We start from the raw sequence: 19,805 nt of genomic DNA, 5'->3' as shown, positions 1-19,805 counted from the left end.
GAAGATTTTGATGGAGCATCCCTTATCTTACATACAGCTCAACATCTCGCAGTGTAATTCCTTTCAGGAACTACTGCGCCAGATTAAGGCTAATTAATGAAGACAAAGTCGTATTTGTCCTTTTTGACAACTCAGGAACTTTTGCCTGAAGAGCCAACCATTTCTTTTCAGAAATGGATTTTTGGATGCCTCGAATAAAATATCGAGCTCCAATGTTGTACGAAGCTGATAAATCCGCATGATAGACTTTACCTGTTGTAAACACGGCAAGGTCTTTTTTGTCGTTTCTTTCGACGAATCCAGAACCATCATATGCAAGGGCACTCGTATTACGAGCGTTTACTCTAGAGATGCGCATACCTAAATAGTGTGCCATTTCTTCTACTTTGTTTTGAATTCCTTTCTTTCTCCAATAACGCAGCTTGAAACGAAGTTTCTTTGCTCCCCAAAACCCCTTTGGAACCTTCATTTTGTCAAGGTACTCAAACACAATAACATCACAATGATGTTCATTTGCAAACTTCACAATTTCGTGTGAAGTATTGTTTACAATTTGCTTTTGTAATCCATTTATTCTACGCCAAAAATTCGATGCAGATACCCAACCTGAAATACGTTGAACTTTGCGTAATTTGTTCGTCATCGTGTACAATTGGTCTTTTTCTTTGGGTTGATTCATAAACTTTCTAGCCAAGACAGTTCCATTTGCATCGATGACCGAACAAACCGCAGAGTTATTCACTCCAAGGTCGACAGCACATGCTTTTTGGTCTTTCATTTTAGTTGTTGATAATGTTACTTTTGATTGATAACTAAAATGAAGGAAATACTTTTTTCCAACCTTAACTAGCTTCGGGTTATTTTCTTTCCAATCCCAAACACCGCGTTTATATAAATCTTGTTTTTTGAATTCGATATCCATCCAAACCCAATCGTTTTTATGAAAAACCTTGATTTGAGCTGTTGTATCTGATGTTCTCTCGAACATGTTGCCACGGTAAAACACAGGAAACTCCTTATGTTCGAGTTGCAAACGTGGTGGTTTTTTCTTAAATTTCCTTCCTTCGGAAAGGACGATTGCTTTTTCTTCTTCCCAATTACGGTAATGAGAACGATAACTTTTGACCTTGCCAAAAGCTGTTGCAATTGCCCCTCTACGGAAATACGAAGGAAATTTATAAAAAAGAGAGTTAAACTCTCGGTATTTCGGAAGAGGGTTTGATTTCGTTGTATGAATGAGCTTTTCTACCAACGGAACGATCGATTTCGTCGTCATATCATCAAGATGATCAAACTCTTTTTCGATGATATCAATAATGAAAGATAAAGCATGATTATACACTTCTAACGTAGCATCGAAGATGCGAGAATGATTCGTAATCTTGTGAGATAACGTTTTAGCTATTTTCATCATCAAACCCTCCTTCCAAAACTTTCATTTATATGATAGATTTATCATATCAAAATCAAATTTAGTTGTAAATTGAAAAGGGGATTAAAATGACTGATTATAAAAAGAATAGACACGCATATTTTAAGTTGACTTATCATTTAGTTATCGTTACAAAATACAGACATAAATGCATCAATGATGATGTGATGAAAAGGTTGAAGGAAATATCAGAAGATTTATTTTCGAAATGGAATTGCGAGATGATCGAGATGAACGGTGAAGAAGACCACATACATATCCTTTTCGACGCACCTCCTCAAATAAATCTAGCAAACACCATCAATAGCTTTAAAACCGTCACTTCTCGATATATTCGCAAAGAATTCCAAAATTACCTAAGTAAATACTATTGGAAACCGTATTTTTGGAGCAGAAGTTATATGGTATTAACGACTGGCGGAGCGACAATCGATGTCATAAAAAAATACATTGAAGAACAGGGAGAATAAGACCTTAGCGACTAACCCCCACTAAATCAATAGATTTTGAAGGGGAATGCGTCGCTAATTTTTTTGTTCAATTTTAAGATAGATATCTTCTAATTCATATATAGCTTCTACGGAAATACGAATGTCGAGATCTCGTTCTATTATGCGCGGTTTTGTTTGTAACGGAATGTACGATGGCAATCGTAAATCAACACTCCCATTCATCTTACTACTATCTTCGGAATGTTCATCGTTTTCTACAGTATGTTCATTTGTATCCGATAAGAAAACTAATTGTAAGCCAATAAAGATCACAACGATAAACGAAATGATCGAAAGACTGTATTTAAGACCCCTAAATCTAACTTTGTCATTATTATTGTCCTTTATAGTCACTAAAACCTTTTCATACACCTTCCTTTTTTGATCTTGATCCCACAATTCGTGGTCACGATCCATGCCCCTTAACTTCTTTCCAAGATCAGAGCTTTGATGATGAGGTACTTTTCCCATGTTCAACCACCCTTTGTTTAAGTTTTTTTTCTAGTGCTGGCATGGCACGATGCAACGTTGACTTCACTTTGCTTTCTGACCAACCTAAGATCTCGCACGTCTCTTTTATGCTGAACCCCTTTATTTTCCTCATGATAATCACCGCTCTATGAGATGCCTTCAGTTCATTTAAGGCTTTATGTAGCTCTTTAAAATCTTCATTTAATTGAACGATTTCTTCTGGTAACGGTTTATCATACTTTTGTGTAAACCACATCGTGTCTTTAACTAGTCTGACCGCTTTTCTTTTACGCAAATAATCAATCGTGACATTATGTGCAATAGAAAATAACCAACTTTTCACCGATGACTTCCCTTTAAATGAAGCAAGGTTTTTGTATGCTTTTACATACGTATCATGTGTTAAGTCTTCTGACTGCTGGTAATCTCGAGTCATTAAATAGATAAAAGATAATATTGAATCACTGATTTAAAATACCAATCCTCTAATATATGATGATCTTCAGACACTCTTACACCTCCTTATTTCAATACTAAGACGAATTTAAAAGATAAAAGTTGTGGTTTCTAATATAATTTCAGATTTTCAATTCACCCTTCTAACAATGACATAGAAATTCACAATAAAAAAGCCAACACATAAGTGCCGGCTTTCACCATTAGATCCATTTAAGTTAAGCATCTTCTTCTTGATCGTGAGTTTTCTGCTTGTCCCATTTTGGTACAAAACCATTCTTCTCTAGATCTTCAAAACGCTTTTCTAGATGGGTAATGATTTGTTGCCCTTTTTCTTCTGTCAATACGCCATATTCAACGTATTTATGAATGATTTCCTTATGAGTCTCAAGTGCCTCCATTTGCAGAGCTGCCATTTCTACTTTTTGCTCTTCCGTTAGCTCAACATCTTCATTTAAGCCTTCAGCACCAACCTCTATAGGCATGAATGCCCCTAAAGATAGTACGATTGCTGCCATACAACCTAACCAAAATTTACTCATGGATATCTACTCCTTTTGTCTATTCTGGTCCTATGGTCTGCATTATGTACGAATTTATCCTTCAATTTAAAAATTTTTATTCTTTTTTACTCTTCTCAAACACAATTCCTAAAATAACTCCTATTCCAATCCCTATTGGAAGATTGTCCATGATCGTCCCTATCGCAATCCCAATAACGAAGCCTATAGCAAGACCATATCCTGTTTTCTTTTTCTTCTCATTTTCAGACACAATGATCACCCCAAGGGATTAAGTTATGATTATTAAAAAGCATCAACTACCATCATATATTAATTAGTCCCCTTCTATTCTTCTTTTATTATACAACTAAACAGAGCATATTTACGTAAATCAGTTTATAAAAGAACACGATAAAAAAAGAGTTAGCCACCTTTTGAGTGTTCTTTATATTTGGAAATATTGTAGAGGATACTCCCTATAAACAAAATCCAAATCATCGGGTTACTTAAACTAACATTACTTTGTGATTCCCCGCCAATAAGAGCAAGAAATAATAATAATAAGATGGCTGAACACGAAATTAAGATATTTATTAAGTATGTTTTTTTATTTGGAGCATGAGTAGAATTTGAATAAGTAAAAATACTAACGATTACACCAATTATTATACTAGTTATCATAATGTTATTCGAAACTGGTATTTCTGGAAAATGATCTTTTACAAGTAATAAGATAAAAGAAATAATGACAATACTACAAACAACGGTGTTTATCATCTTCTTCAAGTTCAAGCTCCCCCATATTCAATATTAAATTAACAAAGTTCTCCTGATATACCAGTCGGGAAATGACAGGAGAATAAATGGAACTGTTCATATATTAAAATACACCTGAATCCGTGATGAATTAATTTATTCTTTGTATGAATCCTAAAAATCTTTCGATTTAACTATATTGGATTATTACTCGAATCCGTTACTGGCGGACGCTTTCACTCCAAAGCACAAGTGCGACATCAACTCATGCAGCACTTGTGCCTAGAGGTGAAAGCGAGGAGATGGATGGCATATCAACACCTGTTATCACGGATTCAGGATACAATCATGTGTTTATCTTAAGTTTGAAGAACCTTATGAATAAACGCTGTTTTTTCCTTCGTATACGTTTCACGGTCGTCTGAAAATTCATTTGCTAACTGTGTTTTTAGCGAAGCATACTGAGCAACAAAATGTGGATTTCCTCTTAACTTATCCCGAAATTGTAACTGCATGTCCCATCTTTCATCATCCTTTTGCAACAGATGTAAATGTGCGACCCTTTTTTCATTGCTGACCTTTACAAAAAATCGCTGCCACGGCCTGTTATCCAAGCTGGGCGGGACATAGTGCCAGTGATCAGAAGCTAACAACGATGCGATTTTCTCAACATGCTGAAAATGATCTACTTTTGCCATTAAATCAATGATTGGCTTAGCAGGTAATTTTGGAATAGACGTACTTCCATAATGCTCAATTTCATTCACGCCAAATGAGCTAAGAAGAGTGAGTAGCTGTTCTTTTTCTTGCTCACCTTTATTTAACCAATTAAGGTCTGGCTCAACAATTTCGATCGTCTCCGTTGCCCATTTTGGCCAATTTTTCGGATCATGGATATCACTCATACAGGTCACCTCTACATAATCAATTCGATTCCTCATAACCCCATTCGATAGAGCTTAAGTATTCCCTTTATTTATATACTGAAGAGAAATGTTATACAAAAGTTTTAAGTTAAGTGACGGAAGAATTTATTGTTTCTAACCAAAAAATTGCTAAAGTTTCTCACTTGCATGAATTTGATATTCTGAAATTAGAATAAAAAAAGGAGTGTTGTAAAATGAAGCTTAATCACCTTAACCTTACTGTAACGGATGTGAAAGCAGCTCAAGATTTTTTAGAGAAATACTTTCATTTAAAAACTGTCAGTACTCGCGGTCGAGCTTTCGCTGCGATGTTTGACGAGGACGGACTTGTTTTAACGTTAATGAAAGGTGCGAATATTAAATACCCTGAAACATTTCATATCGGCTTTATACAAGAAAGTGAAGAAAAAGTAGATGAATTAAACAAACGATTAAAAGAGGATGGCTACGATGTCGAACCGCCACAAAGATCGCATGGGTACACATTTTATATAGAAGCTCCAGGTGGATTTACGGTTGAAGTTCTAAGTTGATAGATCGATTAAAGGCGGTCTAAAAGTGAGGATACACTTAGACCGTCTTCTTTGAAAGTAGTGATTCTGATGTCCAAAGTCCCCTCTGTAGATTATTAATGGTAATATGGACATATCACTTCTAAAATTAAGTATGTAGGTGTTAAAAATGAAGTTTGATAAGATTTTATATTCAATGGTACATATTATAAAGCCTTTTACATTTTTTATTGCATTTTTTCTCTGGGGACATTTTATTTTATCGAAACCAGTCTGGGAAAATGTAACTGATAGCTTATCAATAGTAGCTATTTACTATATGCTCGTAAGCTTTTTATGGCTAGCAAATATGAAAAGTATTCATAAAGGAAATCAAGAGACTGAAGAAATGTAATGTTTCTCAGGCAACACAGTTGATACTAGTCAAATGTCTATAATAAAAGTATAACGGACATGAGATCAGCTATAACGATTAAAATCGCATGATTTTGTATGACAACGGACATTCCGTTATGATGCAATCAAGAAAGGCTTTTTAGTCAGTTTGCCGTCAATAGCTTACCTCCTGTCCTCAAACGACTAAAAAGCGGGTTATTTTGTTGATAGAGCGGATCCTAAGTCCCCATAAAAAGAACAAATTGAATGATGAACAAATGACTTGGGCAGTCGGCGGTTCGCTCCTGCTGCATTTTCATAAATTAATTGACCACCCGAATGATATCGACATCATCGTAAGTGAAAATGACGCCGCTCACTTAAATAAAATCCTTAAGACTCTTGGAAATCAAGAAACTGCTGCTCATAAGGCGCCTTTTCAAACAACGTATTTTTCAAAGTACACAATAAAAGGTACAAGCATCGACATCATGGGGGGATTTGCGATACAACATGAAGCTGGGATATATCGATTTCTTTTTAGCAATGAGTCGATTACAAATAAGATGAAGTTAAATAACGAAGATCCCGCTATGCTCTTTGGAAGATTGGTATGTGTTATATCAGCTAATCCCGAATAAACAGGATAAAGCACAATTAATCGAAAAACATTTCATGACATACGGTGTCGATCATCCAAAACTGTTAGAAAGATCCGTTAAGCAGCCTTTACCTTTTGAAGTAAAAGATAGTGTGTTAAAGCTTCTATAATAACTCTTCTTATTTCATTTTATAAAAGACAGTTCGGTGCATAGAAATGAACAGGACGGCTAGGATTGTAACAGAAAATCCAAATAACATGCGGACGGACATCCATTCTGCCCACATACCAGCAAAAATTAACCCGATCGGCATCGTCAACTTCATCAGCATCGATGACGTCCCTGATACCCGACCTAATAAATGATTTGGCGTGTACTCCTGGCGAATCGCTAAATAAATAATATTCGATACTGATACAGCGAAAGCTTGAAGTGCCATAGCAAGTCCGATCCCCCACCAAGTTTGCACGAACAATAACGAACCGAACCCGAGCATGTCCATCACCATAATATACGTAAATAATTTTCCTCTTGGAACGTATTTGATCATTCGTTTAACCGTTAGTGCTCCGATTAATCCACCAACTGCACTTAAGCCTAACATTAACCCTACTTCAGATTCAGATGCTCCAAGTAAATCAACAGCAAAAAAGATTAATACACCGATGACCATACTTGATGCTAGATTTTTAAATAAGATTGCAATCGTTGGAATAAAGATCATTCGATTACCGATAAGCTCGACAATTCCATCTTTAATGTCTGCTCTAAACGATGTCTTCACTGGGGCCCGTTGTACATTCGGAATGTTCGTCATGAATATGAGCAGCAACATAGCTGACATACATAAAAACTGAATAAGCATCGTTCCTTGAAAAGACGTCGCAGCGAGAATAAATCCTGCTATCCCTGGACCAATCATGCGAATCAATGTATCAGTAAACGTGTACTTTGCATTCGCTTCAGTCAGCTGGTGTTTTGCAACTATTTGTGGTAATGCTGAATGGTGCGCATTTCCAAAAAAATAGCCTGAGCTTGAAAACAGAAAACCTAGTAAAAATAGTGACCATAATTCGATCATATGAAGCATTACGAGTAAGAGAATAGCACCAATTGCAAACCATTGGATCACGACCATCAAAGTCATAATCCTCTTTCTATTCACACGGTCAACAATGACCCCTGCAATAATACCCAATATGACATTAGGCAATATTTCCATAACCCTAATTCCGCTCATTGCTAAAGCACTTTGGGACATTTCATAAATTAATAGTGGCATAACAATCGCATAGATTTGCAGCCCAGTTAACGATAATGTACTTGCTCCCCATAGGAGTAAAAAGTTTTTATTTTTCCACAAAGAAGGACTAACTTTTTCTTCAATGATCTTATCATCTAGTTTTCTCGCTTCCTCCACTATAGCCACTCCCTTCATCATTTGGAGAAAATTGATGGCTTTCATATGTTACAATGAAAAAAGAAGAACAAAAAGTGCGAATCTCAGGAAAATATCACTTCACCTTTTATAAAGAAATGAGGTAAAAGATGATGAAATTGGAAGAGCATTACTTCACCCTTTTTTCAGTATGGGGTCCGAATGAAAGTTATGTTCCAGTCTCCTCAATAGCGGAACAGCTCAACTGTTCTCCTCGGCACGCAAAAACAATTGTCAAACAGTTGCAAGCCAATGGGTGGGTTGACTGGAAGCCTGGTCGTGGAAGAGGGAATTCTTCAAAAATCAGTTTCAAAGTCACTCCAAAAGAAATTGAAAAAGAGAAAATTCAATCATGGATTGAACGTGGGCACATTAAGCACGCTTTAAAGTGGTTGGAGGATCAGCCAACATTAGAGGAACCATTCGTAAAATTTCTTGAGAACCAATTCCAGTGGACCCCTTCCCACATCAGTGAGAAAGGAAGAGATGTGCTCAGTTATCCATATTACCGGTCAATTAAAAGCTTAATTCCTTGGGAAGCGAACACGAGACATGAAGGTCATCTTTGTGAGCACGTATTTAATCGTCTTCTTATTTTTGATGAAGAAAACAAGTGCTTTACGCCTGAACTTGCCTATCATTGGGAGTCGTTTGAAAATGGTCGAGTATGGAGATTATACTTACGAAAAGGTGTCTACTTCCATGACGGGAGTACTTTAACGTCAACAACAATTGAAAACAACATTCGGATTTGGCGGAAGTACCTTTCTGACGGTTGGAAAAGAAAGATGCTTTATACAATTGAAAAGACGAAAACCACCGCTCCAAATATCCTTGATATTTACTTAAAAAGCCCTAACCAACTCTTTCTTCATCTATTTACTGATCATTCGATGATGATTATTCCGCCACATGTATTTGAGAAAGATCCAGAACGATTCCGATCGAATCCGACGGGCTGCGGCCCCTATGAAATTACATCTCACACAAAAGGACACCTCATTTTAGAAGCACATAACCATTTTTACGGATACCGGCCTCAGCTTGACAGAGTAGAGCTTTATGAAATTCCTCAAATCACCAACACTCCTCAAAGTCAAGTTGATTACCGGATTGTCGATCGTAATACGAAGACAATTAAACATTATGACTGGTATCGTCCTGAAGTCGGAGGAACGTTTATTATTTGTAACCAACAAAAACAAGGGATTCACACAGACAATGAGTTTCGCAGCATGTTATCAAAAGGAATAGACAGAGCTGGACTTTTCCAAGATCACCCGTATCATGACGTTTGGTTTCCAGACAGCTTTTTTGACACAGAAGCTGGCGCACTTAGACAGCAAACGAATATTGATCAAGCTAGAAAGTGGATGAAAGACAAAGGCTATCAAGGAGCCGAGCTTACATTAACGTCCACTTGTCTCGCTCATAATGCCTATTTTGGTTTTGAATTAAAACAACTAAAAAAAGCATTTAAGAAGCTCGGTTTAGTTTTGCATACGAATATTGTTGACATTCATGACTTAGCTACTGAAGAACAGCTAGCAAAAACAGACATGATTATTGCTGGATTCAGTCTCGGTGAAGACCGTCTTGTCTCCATGCTTAACGCTTATACGTCGCCATACAGTTTTATTTACAATACGATACCACCGCAAGCGAAGCTTCATCTTGATGCACATTTAATATCGATCTATCAAAGTGAGAGTACAGAAATGGCCTATACCCGTCTGCGTCAGCTCGAGTCGTTCCTACTCGACAACCATTACCTCATTTTCTTATACCAGCGCCAAGTACACACGCACATTGAGGCTGATGAACGGTTACAAGGGGTTGAGATCAACCGGTATAACCGGCTGAAATACGACAAGCTATGGTATAAATATTAAGTATTTAGATGATCTGTAAAACTTCATTGCCAGCGTTAGAACCGCTAGATGTGAATATGTAGCCCTGTACTCATATTTTTCCCTTAATAACGGATTTTGTCCTTAAACAGAATAAAATCAACGTTTTTTGTTAAAATAAGGTCCTCTTTTTCTGTTGACAGTTCATTCAACAATTTCATGAAACTTCCAATTCGGTCGATTCGTATAACAAACCATAGAGAAATGAAAGAAGAGGTGTCTTTACATTGAAACTATACTTAAACGTGGCTAGTATCTTATTGCTATCATTCTCGATTGCTGCATGTGGAGGAGAAGAGGAAGACTCTGATAACAATGATGATAATGGGAATGCGGTTCATGATCCTGTTGCACCAGAACAATTTGCTGACGAATTTTTAGCCGAAAATTTTGAAGCGCTCTACGAACAAACGAGTGAAGATTTCAAAACGAATGTATCAGAAGACCAATTCATTTCGCTCGGTGAAGATTTTAATGAAGGGGTAGAAAGCTATGAGCTCGTTTCTGAAATGCCTTATCAAGTTTTCACCGAATATCAATGGCTAAATGATCAAGGGGATAAAGGGATTCGCAGTTATTTTGCAGATGATCTGACGATTGAAGGCTTACAGCTAATACCTGTGAGTAATTATCCAGAGAGTGACGAGCAATTCACTGACAATGTGTACCGAATGCCGATTACCGAGGAATGGTTTACCTTCTGGGGTGGAACGAATGAACTTGTCAACTATCACTATGCATTGGAAAGCCAACGATATGCGTATGATTTACTCATTGTAAAAGATGAAACGACATTTGAAGGTGACCCTGCAGATAATGCAAGCTACTATGCCTTTGGAAAAGAAGTTGTTGCACCAGCTGACGGGCAAGTAGTCGCTGTCGAAAATAATATCGCCGACAACACCCCAACTGTCGATACAAATGAAGAGGAACCATTAGGAAATCATGTCATCATTGAACATGAGAATAATGAATTTAGTGTAATTGCTCATTTTAAAGAGGACAGTGTTGAAGTGAGCGAAGGAGACGAAGTGACTGCTGGTGACCTGTTAGGTTTATGTGGAAATTCAGGAAACTCAAGTGAACCCCACATTCACTTCCACGTGTCAGACAGCTTAGAATGGGAAACAGCTTCATCGATCAGAATACAATTTGAAGATGATATCGATCCAGTAAGGGGAGATACCGTTACAGGATTTTAATATGACCGTATCGGTCCATTCATATTAAACGATTGTTTAAAAACTAGAGGTGGAATAGATGAGTAACCATTTATTGAATGAAACGCGACAAAAAAGCAATGAAGAAAACCCAATCTTTCATGTTGCCCTCTCATGTATTCTCTCCTCCTTTTTATTTATGGCCTGGGTCTTTGTTTCGAATGATTTAACAATTGGACTTGTCTTTTATTTGATTGGTCTGGCAGAACTTCCTTTTGGATTGATCTACATTTCGGCAAACAAATCTAGTTTAAATGAAAGGAAGCAAACCCATTTGAAATACCTTTCGTGGATTTGTATGATTGTGCTTTCGATCGCTTTAATCGGATATATGTATTCACTTCTCATAAACGGTTTTCAAGTCGTACAAACAATTGCTTTCGTTTTATACTTGTTTTTATATCGAATAACTCAGAAAAAAGTAAGGAAAGCATCTAATATTACTTAATCGTTTCTTTATTTAATTCTTCTGTTAATGCTTGAATACATGCCAAGACTTCTTCTTTATGCTCCTGCTCGTTTAAATTATTTCTAGCATACAGCAACACTGGACGCAGTGACTCCACTGAACGTCCATATTGATACATCCACTCATAACGCGGAACCATCCACGTATGAAAATGATGGGTCGTGTCTTCATTATAAAAATAATAAACATGTTCAATTCCAAGTACTTTTCTCTGTGCTCCACGCACCTTCGTTAATGTGTGGATGTAGTCAATTTTTTCTGCTTCATTTAATTGATCGAAGGCTTTTATATGACGCTTCGATGCGAGAATCATCAAACCTTTGATCGGATAAGCAACATCTTGGTGAACATGAAAATGTTTAGTTTCTATCACGGTACCACCTTCAGGTTGTATGTCACGCGCTTGTAATTGCACAGCTCAAGCAGTCGACTTCTACTGTTTTTTCGCAGGACATCGTTATTTTGCGCACGACTTTCACTCCCTTTTTAAGTCGAAAATCATTCACCTGCCATAAGTAAATATCTTTTTTCTTCTCCATTCTCTTTGACGATTAGAATTTCGCTTCGCTCATTCGCTGAATATATTTTTGTACCTTCATGTAAATGCGTTGCTTTATCCTCAAATATTTCACCAATTTGCTCGCCTATCGACAATTCCACTTCCTCGATCCAACCTATTCCTGTTTTATACACGTTATCATTCCACTCAAACGCATCGGCTTCAGAATCGATTTCTAGTACCTGATCCATCGTTAATATTCCTTTGTATTCTAGAGTTTGAGAACACCCGGCAACCATAAGAGTAAGAACAATGATTAAGAACAGTTTATGCAAATTGCTTCCTCCTTTACATCATTTGTCGTCATTTTCATATGAGCGTTTCTTAGTACTTGCACCTTCCGATGAATTTGGAGGACTTCCGCACTTAAAGTTCGAAATCGCTATCGCTGGACGCTTTCACTCCAGAGCACAAATGCGACATCTACTCGTGCTGCACTTCTTTTGCATTCGTAGTGTCTTCTTTGCCGCGGGCAAGGATTCTTTCTCTTCTGAAGATCTAACCTAACGAGTTGCTTCGACGGACAGGACGTGTCGTATTGGCCGGTTGACGCAGACAGCTACAGAGCAATACTGGCTAAAACCCCGTATCCTGTGGGGACACCAAAGCACCACATCCTTGTGGAAGCTCGTGATGAAAATACTAGTTGCTGGTGTCTCCGTAACTTTTCAAAATCAACAAGTATATAAAAAACGATACTGAAAACCATTTTTTCTGTTATTATTGACTAATTTTATTCCACCTTCTTTGATTGAATCATGAACGAACAAATATTCACAGTCTTTTTCGAACATTATAAATGTATGAGCTTTCTATATACATTCACTGAATTTGTTTTGCTATATTTTTGTCACTTTAAGGGCACTGTAAAAAATGCAAGCTTGATCATTACTTGTTTATAAACGGTTGATCTAATAGTGCGTGTTTAAAGATGGAGAGCAAAAGAATTACTTACGAGTGTCACACATGGGCTCCAACAGATGTGGGGACTTATATATACATTTTTCGATTATTTAAGGAGCGTTGCATAGTGGAAAAGAAAATAATACATGAGGCATATTGGCTTAGAGCAATCTCATGCATCGCCGTAGTCATTACACATGCCGTTAATACAACATTGGCCAACTATGAACAAACCATTCCACAAATAGATGAATATGCTTTAATCTTAGTAAGGTTTATGGCTTTTTTCGGAACTCCTGCATTCGTCTTTATATCTGAGCTACTGTTAGCTCATTCATATCCAAACGGCGTTCCAAAAGGTTTTTTCATGAAAAGGATTAAGTTTTTACTCATCCCTTTTGCTTTTATGGCGTTAGTATTTGCAGTCGTTGAAAGCAACTCGCAAACCGAGTTATTTCAAAATACTTTTTTAAACCTTTTTTTAGGTGGATATACCGGTTATTTTATCTTAATTATTTTTCAATTTTATCTTTTACACGTCTTTCTGCATAAGCAATTATCAAAATGGTCTCCGAAAATTATTTTATCGTTGACGTTTATCATTAACATTGGATACTTAGCTTTTTTTAACTTTACAGAACCAGCAAACTCACCATATGCAGCTTATATTTGGGAAAGAGGGTATTGGCTTCTGTTTGTCGGTTGGCTATTTTATTTTGCTTTAGGCTATTACTGTGGGAAAAACTATCAGCTGTTGAAGGAAAAGCTTGTTGAATATAAAATGCTCGTCCCGGTTATTCCAATAGGAGCGATGCTTCTTCTTATTTTCCTAGTGAGAAGCGATATTTTAGACATTGTTTCTTCAAAGAGAGTAGATATGGTTATATACACAACAGGTATGATTTTTACAATCATTTTACTCACATCAGTGTTTAAACAAGTACCAAAGCTGATCCTGTTTATTAGTAAATTTTCATTTAATATATATTTGATTCATAAAATATTTCTCTATTATTTACAGCCAATCGATTTTCTGCCTCCGTTGGCGTATTTCGTTTTTGCAACGGTATACGCGATTATAGGTGCGATTTTAGTTTCAAAAATATTATCGATCATTCCTTTCAGTCCATTTTTAATCGGAAAAACGATCCCGGTACCGAAAGTAACAAAGGACAGAGGTGCTTATATAAAAAGTCCTTCTCCAAAGTAGTCATTCATATCAATAAACCTTCCATACGTGAAAAAAGCTGCCCGGTTATCTAACAATTGACTGGGCAGCTTCCCTTTGTTTAAAACTGACTCATTTAAACATTTGACGATTAAGTATTTAGTTGTCGATGCTTTTGAACATGAAAACGATTGGAGCACTTTTTACTACAAAAACGTTGACGTCCATTTTTTGATCGATCTATAAAGATTTCTTCACAAGGTTTTGAAATACATGACTTTAAACGTCCTCTTCCGTACTCAACCAATTCTTTTCCTAAAGAAAACGAACAGAGCGCTAAGATCTGGTTTATCAAGGGAGCTTTTTCATGTTGCTCATAAACAAACGTAAATCTCCCATTTCCAAGTGTCGATAAACGTAATTGCATTGGGCTTTTTGATTCATACTGCACGAGAAATTCAACCAACCTTGAATCGTTTCCTTCCTGAATTAGTGACCGTAGTTCGTCCCGGTAAGTACGAATAGCTAATACATCTTCAAAAGTGGAGGTTTTCAATGAAAATATGTCATGTTTTCTAAACAGACTATTCAAATCATTTGGGCTAGATAGCTGTTCAGGTACTTCAAAAAAAGGGTCATAGCTATTAACGATATCTAATGTGAATGTTAACCAACCATCACTGTAATACTTCATTTAATCTTTACCCCTTACATATAGTGTGTTATTGTAATACTCAAACAATATTTTAAATCTTACATATTGTTAGAGTCAAGTCCAAACTAAAGGAGATGATTATGGTGAAAAAAGATATTCACATCATTCACGCCCCAGTAAATCTTGGATTGAGCAGACATGCTAATGGAAAAGAAAGAGGATGTGATAAACTCCCAGATGCCCTAAAAAAGGTTGGTTTTCACTCATCACTCGACGTTACAGATACAAAGATAATACCTAAACCAACTTACCCAGAGGAAAAAGTTTATAATGATGGGGCACTTAATGGCAACTTGTTGGCCTCTTATTCAATTGATTTAGCAGATGCGGTAGAAGAGGTTCTGGACACTAAAGGATTTCCAGTAATATTAGGTGGTGATTGCAGTATATTAGTCGGAAATACTCTTGCTTTAGCACGTAAAGGAAGATTTGGTTTGATTCATCTTGATGCGCATCCAGACTATTACCACAAAGGAAATAGAGAAAATGCTGTTGTTGGAGGGATGGCTTTAGCCATTATTACGGGAAAAGGCACAGATATTTTATCGAATTTAGAGCACCGGAAACCTTATATTTATAGCAAAGATGTACTTACATTTGGTTACCGTGAATCTGATCCTGAGCAAGATATTATTGCGGAAGCTGAGAGGGATGGGATTACTTGTTTGAGTGCAGCAAACGTAAAACGTGAAGGGTTGGATAAAACGACAGAGCATTTGAATGATTTTGTAAGTCAAGAAGGTGTTGATGGTTATTGGCTCCATTTAGACGCTGATGTGTTGGATGCTTCAATTATGCCTTGTGTTGATTGTCCAGAACCTAACGGACTACAGTTTTCGGAACTTAAAGTGTTACTAAAGACACTACTTCAGTCTCATAAAATTATAGGTATGAACGTAACAATTCTAGACCCTGAATTAGATAATAATAGTGAAGTGACAAAAGCCTTCTCTGATATGCTCATTGAAGTTTTAAAATAATAAAGATGACAATGTTGCCCTAAATAACCCAGTCGGAAATAAATGATCTTCAATTATCGGCGCACGTTTGTTGAAATTTTTATATCGGTTCAACAATGAACTTTTGATTTTTAAGAAAAGCGCTGCCTCTTCCTCTTCTAGTATCACTTTGAAGCTAGATCCGTCAACCGGGCAATACGCCACGTCCTATGGCATGCCCGGCATTAGGACGTCCTGTCCGTCGAGACAACTCGTAAGATAAGATCTTCGGCTAAAACCCCCGCGTCCTCCGGGAACGCCGAAGTCACCACATCCGTGTGGAAGCTCGTGCCTGCTAGTCTAGACATCAATCGAGAGGCTGATATTTTATAAGTTCTTATATTTTAAAAAGCAAACAACCTGTTTTTTAAACTGCCGCATTTTTCAAATGGAAAAATGCGGCTTTCGGACGTGTAGAAACCTTATATTTTAGACTAAATATTTTAGACTAAAACCAACTCACATACTTCATATATACAAATACAATGGTCCAGTAAGAAGCCTTTGATTTTTTTACCTTAAACATTCTAAAAACGCCAGAAGCACAATGGCCCCTGACGCCACATGTCATATAAAGTTATTATGCTCTCATACCCCTTTCCTGCAAATTGCTTTCTTCTTTTAATGAACGATTTGTCACCTTTAGCAAAAGGAAGATTAATGATAAACCCGAAACCGTAACTAAAGAACCGGATAGAATGAGAATAAGCTCTAAATCGAGATAGTTTACAGCCATTGAACCGACCAATGTCCCGATTGGAACGACCGTTAATAAAGCCGTTGACACTAAACTCATGACCCGCCCCATTTTTTCCTTTGGGATAATCGTTTGATATAACGTAGTTATGCCGACACTTGCCAACGTGAGACCGAGACCTAACACAAATAATCCAGCTAGTGATACGTAGAACACTGTCACTGTCCCCATTATCAACAGAGCTACCCCTTCAAGCGAAAGACCGATAATCACCATTTTAAACTTATCTTTAAAAACATTGAGAAACATGAGAAGAATACCTGTTATAGCACCAACTGAGATGAATGTGTTCATCATGCCAAACCCTGTAGAACCGACTTCGAGGACATCACTGCTTAAAATCGTCAAATATACACTTAGAGGTGCAAGTAAAAAGTTGATGATGATCCCGCCTACAAATACGAGGTACAACAGATGAGTATTTTTCATCAAATAAGTGAATCCCTCTTTAAAACGTTTTCCAAACCTAGTTCCTTCTTTATTGCCTTCAACCTTCGGAATTGAAATCCAAATTTCCGTACAAGCCGAAATAAAAAACGCAATACCACTCATAAATAGGAGCAGCCAAAGGTCCATAAACCCAATCAAAACTCCTGCTAATACGGGTCCTAAAATATTACTCATATGGATACTGAACTGATTTAACGAATTTGCTTTCGGCAAACTTTCTTCTGCTACGATAAGTGGAATAGATGATTGAATTGCAGGTGTAAAAAAGGCTGTAATTGATGAAGAAAAAGCAATAAGAATATATAAATAAAGGAGTGGCAGCTCGCCGCTGAATAACAATAATGCAATGACAAACATCATAAACGAGTTAAGGTAATCACTCGTCACAATGATTTGCTTTTTAACATTTAAGTCTGCAAAAATTCCGGCGATTGGCTGAACGAGAACCATCGGTACTGTAAAACAAATAAGACTTACCCCTAATGCCATTGAGGATCCTGTTTGTTCATATATATACCAAATAAGTGCAATTTGTAAAAAGCGATCGCCGAGCTTCGATACCGTTTGACCAGCCCATAACAATAAGAAGTTTTTATTTTTCCATATAGAACTATTATCCATTTCTCTTCCCCTCCTTGGGTATTGTCCCTTTAATCAGCAAGCAAGTTTGTCATTGATTTTAAAACCGTTCCGACCATTTTTTTATTGACTGTATAAACCTTTTTCTTATTTTGCTTTGTGATTGTGACGAAACCTTGGGAAGACAGAATGGAAATGTGATGTGAAATGGTTGAATTAGATAACCCTAATTTTTGTGCCAGCTCATAACCGGAACACGGATTTTCATTTAGGATTTTGATCATTTTAATTCGATTTTCATCGGCAAGCGCTTTAAATCCTTCAACCATCCGTTCTTCCTCAACCTGTTTATGAAGCGTTTGCTCCAGATGACGGACACCATAAACAAACAGGACCGTTCCTTCCCAATTGTCTATGTGTAAAGATGCGCTGTCATAGAAATATGACGGGATAAATGTAATCACTTCATCCTGCTGATTAATGTCATAATCTATATTGACGAGACTTGAAATTTTAGCTGGCAGATCATCTTCCAATTCTCGTTCTAACTCTTTTGCACTTTGCTCATGAATATTAGCGAGCTTTTCTTTTTCCGAAAAATAAAATTGTCGATAAAACTGCTCAATCAAATGAATAAACCGTTCTTTCGTTTCCTCTTGATTCGTACAAAGGTATGTCAACTTCCACTTTTCTACTTCTGGCAAGTTCATATCCGAAATGACCTTCGCAGCGTCACCAGCATACTGTATGTTAGCTGGTATCGTTTTGCTGCTTCCGTAGCCACTCGTTAAAAATTCACGAACCAAACTTTCAGGCGAAATTTGTTTTATCCATGATAAAAATACTTCTATATCCCCATCCTTCTCTGATTCGTAAATACTTTTGATGAACGTAAGTCCAAAGAAACTTTCAAAATGAAAGAATACCTCAAGTGAGGACTTTAGGTCACCTGAAAGAGAATCTCTTGTTTTCACAACCCAATTTTCTAGTTCTATAGGAACCCGATTGCTATCAGCTTTTAATTGTTCATGACAATTGACCCGAAACATCGCAGCAAACAATTCAATAACTGGTGATACTCGAACATAAACAGAATGATAAATTTTTTTCATTAGTCGAACCCTCATTTCGATTAGTTTCGAATTTATATTTTCAATACCATTGTATTTAATTATTTGAAAATTGTCAACATTACATTTTGAAGTTTTTCGAAAAGACTAAAAATTTCGGCGGAACACATCTATCTAATTTTCACTTTGCTTCGGTATTCGTAGCATCTACTTATGATAAAATGAGGCAAACACGGAATAAAGGAGACGAATATGGAGAAAACACTTGATCATATTGGAGTAGCTGTCCGAAACTTAGAGGAAAGCATCGATTTTTATATACATGTTTTAGGCGGGAAGCTTATCGACCGTTATCGAAGTGAAGCACAAGGAGTTGAAAGCGAGATTGCGATTTTAGAAGTAAACGGAAATCGTACCGAATTACTTATGCCTACAAATAATACAACCTCACCAATAGCGCGTTTTATAAAACAAAAAGGAAAAGGCGTCCATCATATCGCTTATGAGGTTGAAAATCTGGATGAAGCCGTGAAGGAATTAGAGGTATTAGGGATTCGAACGCTGCCAGATACGTTAAGAGTCAATAAACACGGAAGGCGACTCATTTACTTAAACCCTGCTGACACAGAAGGAACAATTATCGAGTATTGCGACTACCCGGCAAGAAATGATAGCAAGTTTTGAACTTCGAGGTACCACTTTTTTGGTGGTACCTCTTTTTTGGAACGTTTTTCAACTTTACGCTGTCTAATAGATAAGTAAAAATGGATTAGCATGAAAATCTAGTAAAATAGCGGTAATCGTTATTTCTCGAAGAATCTCATTTCAGAGTCTGCGATTTTGGCGGACATTGAATCAGCAATATGAACAAAACGTATCAGTTTTTGCAGCTAATGCAGGGACAGCAAATTCGTTATTTTCACAAAATCGGAGGAGAAGAGCTGTTTTTTATGATAGCGGAACCTATGGCCGATCAAAAGGTAAATCATGCACTGCTTCTGGAAATAAAGAATCCAGTGTCCGCTAAACTTTCTTGCCGTGGAGG

The 19,805-nt window shown here is 36.9% G+C and carries 23 protein-coding genes; 11 read left to right on the top strand and 12 right to left on the bottom strand.

The window, feature by feature from the left end:
- Positions 1–70: 70 nt before the first annotated feature.
- Complete coding sequence (locus CD001_RS05770) at positions 71–1,414, bottom strand: transposase (protein WP_257009718.1); 1,344 nt, start codon at positions 1,412–1,414, stop codon at positions 71–73.
- Between the two features lie 86 nt (positions 1,415–1,500).
- Here CD001_RS05770 and tnpA point away from each other — a divergent pair, with 86 nt between their 5' ends.
- Positions 1,501–1,902 (top strand): IS200/IS605 family transposase, encoded by a 402-nt coding sequence (gene tnpA / locus CD001_RS05765; RefSeq protein WP_096186607.1) that lies wholly within the window; start codon positions 1,501–1,503, stop codon positions 1,900–1,902.
- A gap of 54 nt (positions 1,903–1,956) precedes the next feature.
- Here the strand turns inward: tnpA and CD001_RS05760 are convergent, their stop codons facing one another.
- The 5 genes from CD001_RS05760 to CD001_RS05740 all read right to left on the bottom strand — a co-directional run bounded on the left by CD001_RS05760 (position 1,957) and on the right by CD001_RS05740 (position 5,014).
- Positions 1,957–2,394 (bottom strand): hypothetical protein, encoded by a 438-nt coding sequence (locus CD001_RS05760; RefSeq protein ID WP_096186606.1) that lies wholly within the window; start codon positions 2,392–2,394, stop codon positions 1,957–1,959.
- Positions 2,363–2,830: an RNA polymerase sigma factor gene (locus CD001_RS05755; protein WP_142303548.1), complete on the bottom strand. Its 468-nt coding sequence runs from the start codon at positions 2,828–2,830 to the stop codon at positions 2,363–2,365. Before CD001_RS05755 ends, CD001_RS05760 begins: the two co-directional genes overlap by 32 nt.
- A 238-nt stretch (positions 2,831–3,068) precedes the next feature.
- Entirely contained in the window at positions 3,069–3,392 is a 324-nt protein-coding gene (locus tag CD001_RS05750) for a YckD family protein (protein ID WP_096186605.1), read from the bottom strand.
- Between the two features lie 76 nt (positions 3,393–3,468).
- Positions 3,469–3,624: a hypothetical protein gene (locus CD001_RS26290; RefSeq protein ID WP_179298619.1), complete on the bottom strand. Its 156-nt coding sequence runs from the start codon at positions 3,622–3,624 to the stop codon at positions 3,469–3,471.
- Between the two features lie 844 nt (positions 3,625–4,468).
- Positions 4,469–5,014 carry a GrpB family protein gene (locus CD001_RS05740; protein WP_096186603.1) on the bottom strand — a complete coding sequence of 182 codons (546 nt, stop codon included), beginning with the start codon at positions 5,012–5,014 and terminating at the stop codon, positions 4,469–4,471.
- Between the two features lie 215 nt (positions 5,015–5,229).
- Here CD001_RS05740 and CD001_RS05735 point away from each other — a divergent pair, with 215 nt between their 5' ends.
- From CD001_RS05735 to CD001_RS26285, 4 genes are all read left to right on the top strand, one after another.
- Positions 5,230–5,568 carry a VOC family protein gene (locus tag CD001_RS05735; RefSeq protein WP_096186602.1) on the top strand — a complete coding sequence of 113 codons (339 nt, stop codon included), beginning with the start codon at positions 5,230–5,232 and terminating at the stop codon, positions 5,566–5,568.
- Between the two features lie 148 nt (positions 5,569–5,716).
- Positions 5,717–5,941, top strand: a complete 225-nt coding sequence (locus CD001_RS05730; protein ID WP_096186601.1) for a hypothetical protein — start codon at positions 5,717–5,719, stop codon at positions 5,939–5,941.
- A 205-nt stretch (positions 5,942–6,146) separates the two neighbouring features.
- The gene (locus tag CD001_RS05725) at positions 6,147–6,563 is read left to right on the top strand and encodes a nucleotidyltransferase domain-containing protein (protein WP_096186600.1); all 417 of its coding nucleotides are present in this window, start codon (positions 6,147–6,149) and stop codon (positions 6,561–6,563) included.
- On the top strand, positions 6,538–6,693 hold the full coding sequence (locus CD001_RS26285) for a hypothetical protein (RefSeq protein ID WP_179298618.1): 156 nt from the start codon (positions 6,538–6,540) through the stop codon (positions 6,691–6,693). Before CD001_RS05725 ends, CD001_RS26285 begins: the two co-directional genes overlap by 26 nt.
- Positions 6,694–6,702: 9 nt before the next feature.
- On the opposite strand, the gene CD001_RS05720 is transcribed toward CD001_RS26285, so the two are convergent.
- On the bottom strand, positions 6,703–7,944 hold the full coding sequence (locus CD001_RS05720) for an MFS transporter (RefSeq protein WP_179298617.1): 1,242 nt from the start codon (positions 7,942–7,944) through the stop codon (positions 6,703–6,705).
- Positions 7,945–8,072: 128 nt separating this feature from the next.
- Between CD001_RS05720 and CD001_RS05715 the strand changes: the two genes are divergently transcribed.
- The 3 genes from CD001_RS05715 (at position 8,073) to CD001_RS05705 (ending at position 11,540) form a co-directional block, all read left to right on the top strand.
- Positions 8,073–9,854 (top strand): ABC transporter substrate-binding protein, encoded by a 1,782-nt coding sequence (locus tag CD001_RS05715; protein WP_096186598.1) that lies wholly within the window; start codon positions 8,073–8,075, stop codon positions 9,852–9,854.
- A gap of 245 nt (positions 9,855–10,099) precedes the next feature.
- The gene (locus tag CD001_RS05710; protein ID WP_257009717.1) at positions 10,100–11,074 is read left to right on the top strand and encodes a M23 family metallopeptidase; all 975 of its coding nucleotides are present in this window, start codon (positions 10,100–10,102) and stop codon (positions 11,072–11,074) included.
- A gap of 58 nt (positions 11,075–11,132) precedes the next feature.
- Positions 11,133–11,540 (top strand): hypothetical protein, encoded by a 408-nt coding sequence (locus tag CD001_RS05705; RefSeq protein ID WP_096186597.1) that lies wholly within the window; start codon positions 11,133–11,135, stop codon positions 11,538–11,540.
- Here CD001_RS05705 and CD001_RS05700 read toward each other — a convergent pair.
- Positions 11,533–11,934, bottom strand: a complete 402-nt coding sequence (locus tag CD001_RS05700; RefSeq protein WP_407081093.1) for an HIT family protein — start codon at positions 11,932–11,934, stop codon at positions 11,533–11,535. The genes CD001_RS05705 and CD001_RS05700 overlap by 8 nt on opposite strands.
- A gap of 125 nt (positions 11,935–12,059) precedes the next feature.
- Positions 12,060–12,395 carry a lipoprotein gene (locus CD001_RS05695; protein WP_096186596.1) on the bottom strand — a complete coding sequence of 112 codons (336 nt, stop codon included), beginning with the start codon at positions 12,393–12,395 and terminating at the stop codon, positions 12,060–12,062.
- Positions 12,396–13,150: 755 nt separating this feature from the next.
- Here CD001_RS05695 and CD001_RS05690 point away from each other — a divergent pair.
- Positions 13,151–14,233 carry an acyltransferase family protein gene (locus CD001_RS05690; protein WP_096186595.1) on the top strand — a complete coding sequence of 361 codons (1,083 nt, stop codon included), beginning with the start codon at positions 13,151–13,153 and terminating at the stop codon, positions 14,231–14,233.
- Between the two features lie 109 nt (positions 14,234–14,342).
- Here the strand turns inward: CD001_RS05690 and CD001_RS05685 are convergent, their stop codons facing one another.
- A complete protein-coding gene (locus CD001_RS05685) occupies positions 14,343–14,885 on the bottom strand; it encodes a CGNR zinc finger domain-containing protein (protein WP_096186594.1) in 543 nt (180 codons plus the stop codon).
- Positions 14,886–14,986: 101 nt separating this feature from the next.
- On the opposite strand from CD001_RS05685, the gene CD001_RS05680 reads away from it, so the two are divergent.
- Positions 14,987–15,886, top strand: a complete 900-nt coding sequence (locus tag CD001_RS05680; RefSeq protein WP_218839240.1) for an arginase family protein — start codon at positions 14,987–14,989, stop codon at positions 15,884–15,886.
- A 598-nt stretch (positions 15,887–16,484) separates the two neighbouring features.
- Here the strand turns inward: CD001_RS05680 and CD001_RS05675 are convergent.
- Both CD001_RS05675 and CD001_RS05670 read right to left on the bottom strand, forming a co-directional pair.
- Positions 16,485–17,732 (bottom strand): MFS transporter, encoded by a 1,248-nt coding sequence (locus CD001_RS05675; protein WP_096186592.1) that lies wholly within the window; start codon positions 17,730–17,732, stop codon positions 16,485–16,487.
- Positions 17,733–17,761: 29 nt separating this feature from the next.
- The gene (locus CD001_RS05670) at positions 17,762–18,802 is read right to left on the bottom strand and encodes an ArsR/SmtB family transcription factor (protein ID WP_179298615.1); all 1,041 of its coding nucleotides are present in this window, start codon (positions 18,800–18,802) and stop codon (positions 17,762–17,764) included.
- Between the two features lie 210 nt (positions 18,803–19,012).
- Between CD001_RS05670 and CD001_RS05665 the strand changes: the two genes are divergently transcribed.
- Positions 19,013–19,444 (top strand): VOC family protein, encoded by a 432-nt coding sequence (locus tag CD001_RS05665; RefSeq protein WP_096186590.1) that lies wholly within the window; start codon positions 19,013–19,015, stop codon positions 19,442–19,444.
- The last annotated feature ends 361 nt before the right edge of the window (positions 19,445–19,805 follow it).

The sequence above is a fragment of the Evansella halocellulosilytica genome (assembly GCF_002335745.1).
GTDB classification, from domain to species: Bacteria; Bacillota; Bacilli; order Bacillales; family Salisediminibacteriaceae; genus Bacillus_CA; species Bacillus_CA halocellulosilytica.
Note: the sequence above shows the minus strand (reverse complement) of the source record. Positions and strands in the feature narration are given on the sequence as shown.

Bases quoted from the DNA above. Each gene is read 5' to 3' on its own strand.
- CD001_RS05770 (WP_257009718.1), bottom strand. From the start codon at position 1,414: ATGATGAAAATAGCTAAAACGTTATCTCACAAGATTACGAATCATTCT.
- tnpA (WP_096186607.1), top strand. From the start codon at position 1,501: ATGACTGATTATAAAAAGAATAGACACGCATATTTTAAGTTGACTTAT.
- CD001_RS05760 (WP_096186606.1), bottom strand. From the start codon at position 2,394: ATGGGAAAAGTACCTCATCATCAAAGCTCTGATCTTGGAAAGAAGTTA.
- CD001_RS05755 (WP_142303548.1), bottom strand. From the start codon at position 2,830: ATGACTCGAGATTACCAGCAGTCAGAAGACTTAACACATGATACGTAT.
- CD001_RS05750 (WP_096186605.1), bottom strand. From the start codon at position 3,392: ATGAGTAAATTTTGGTTAGGTTGTATGGCAGCAATCGTACTATCTTTA.
- CD001_RS05740 (WP_096186603.1), bottom strand. From the start codon at position 5,014: ATGAGTGATATCCATGATCCGAAAAATTGGCCAAAATGGGCAACGGAG.
- CD001_RS05735 (WP_096186602.1), top strand. From the start codon at position 5,230: ATGAAGCTTAATCACCTTAACCTTACTGTAACGGATGTGAAAGCAGCT.
- CD001_RS05730 (WP_096186601.1), top strand. From the start codon at position 5,717: ATGAAGTTTGATAAGATTTTATATTCAATGGTACATATTATAAAGCCT.
- CD001_RS05715 (WP_096186598.1), top strand. From the start codon at position 8,073: ATGATGAAATTGGAAGAGCATTACTTCACCCTTTTTTCAGTATGGGGT.
- CD001_RS05705 (WP_096186597.1), top strand. From the start codon at position 11,133: ATGAGTAACCATTTATTGAATGAAACGCGACAAAAAAGCAATGAAGAA.
- CD001_RS05685 (WP_096186594.1), bottom strand. From the start codon at position 14,885: ATGAAGTATTACAGTGATGGTTGGTTAACATTCACATTAGATATCGTT.
- CD001_RS05680 (WP_218839240.1), top strand. From the start codon at position 14,987: ATGGTGAAAAAAGATATTCACATCATTCACGCCCCAGTAAATCTTGGA.
- CD001_RS05675 (WP_096186592.1), bottom strand. From the start codon at position 17,732: ATGGATAATAGTTCTATATGGAAAAATAAAAACTTCTTATTGTTATGG.
- CD001_RS05670 (WP_179298615.1), bottom strand. From the start codon at position 18,802: ATGAAAAAAATTTATCATTCTGTTTATGTTCGAGTATCACCAGTTATT.
- CD001_RS05665 (WP_096186590.1), top strand. From the start codon at position 19,013: ATGGAGAAAACACTTGATCATATTGGAGTAGCTGTCCGAAACTTAGAG.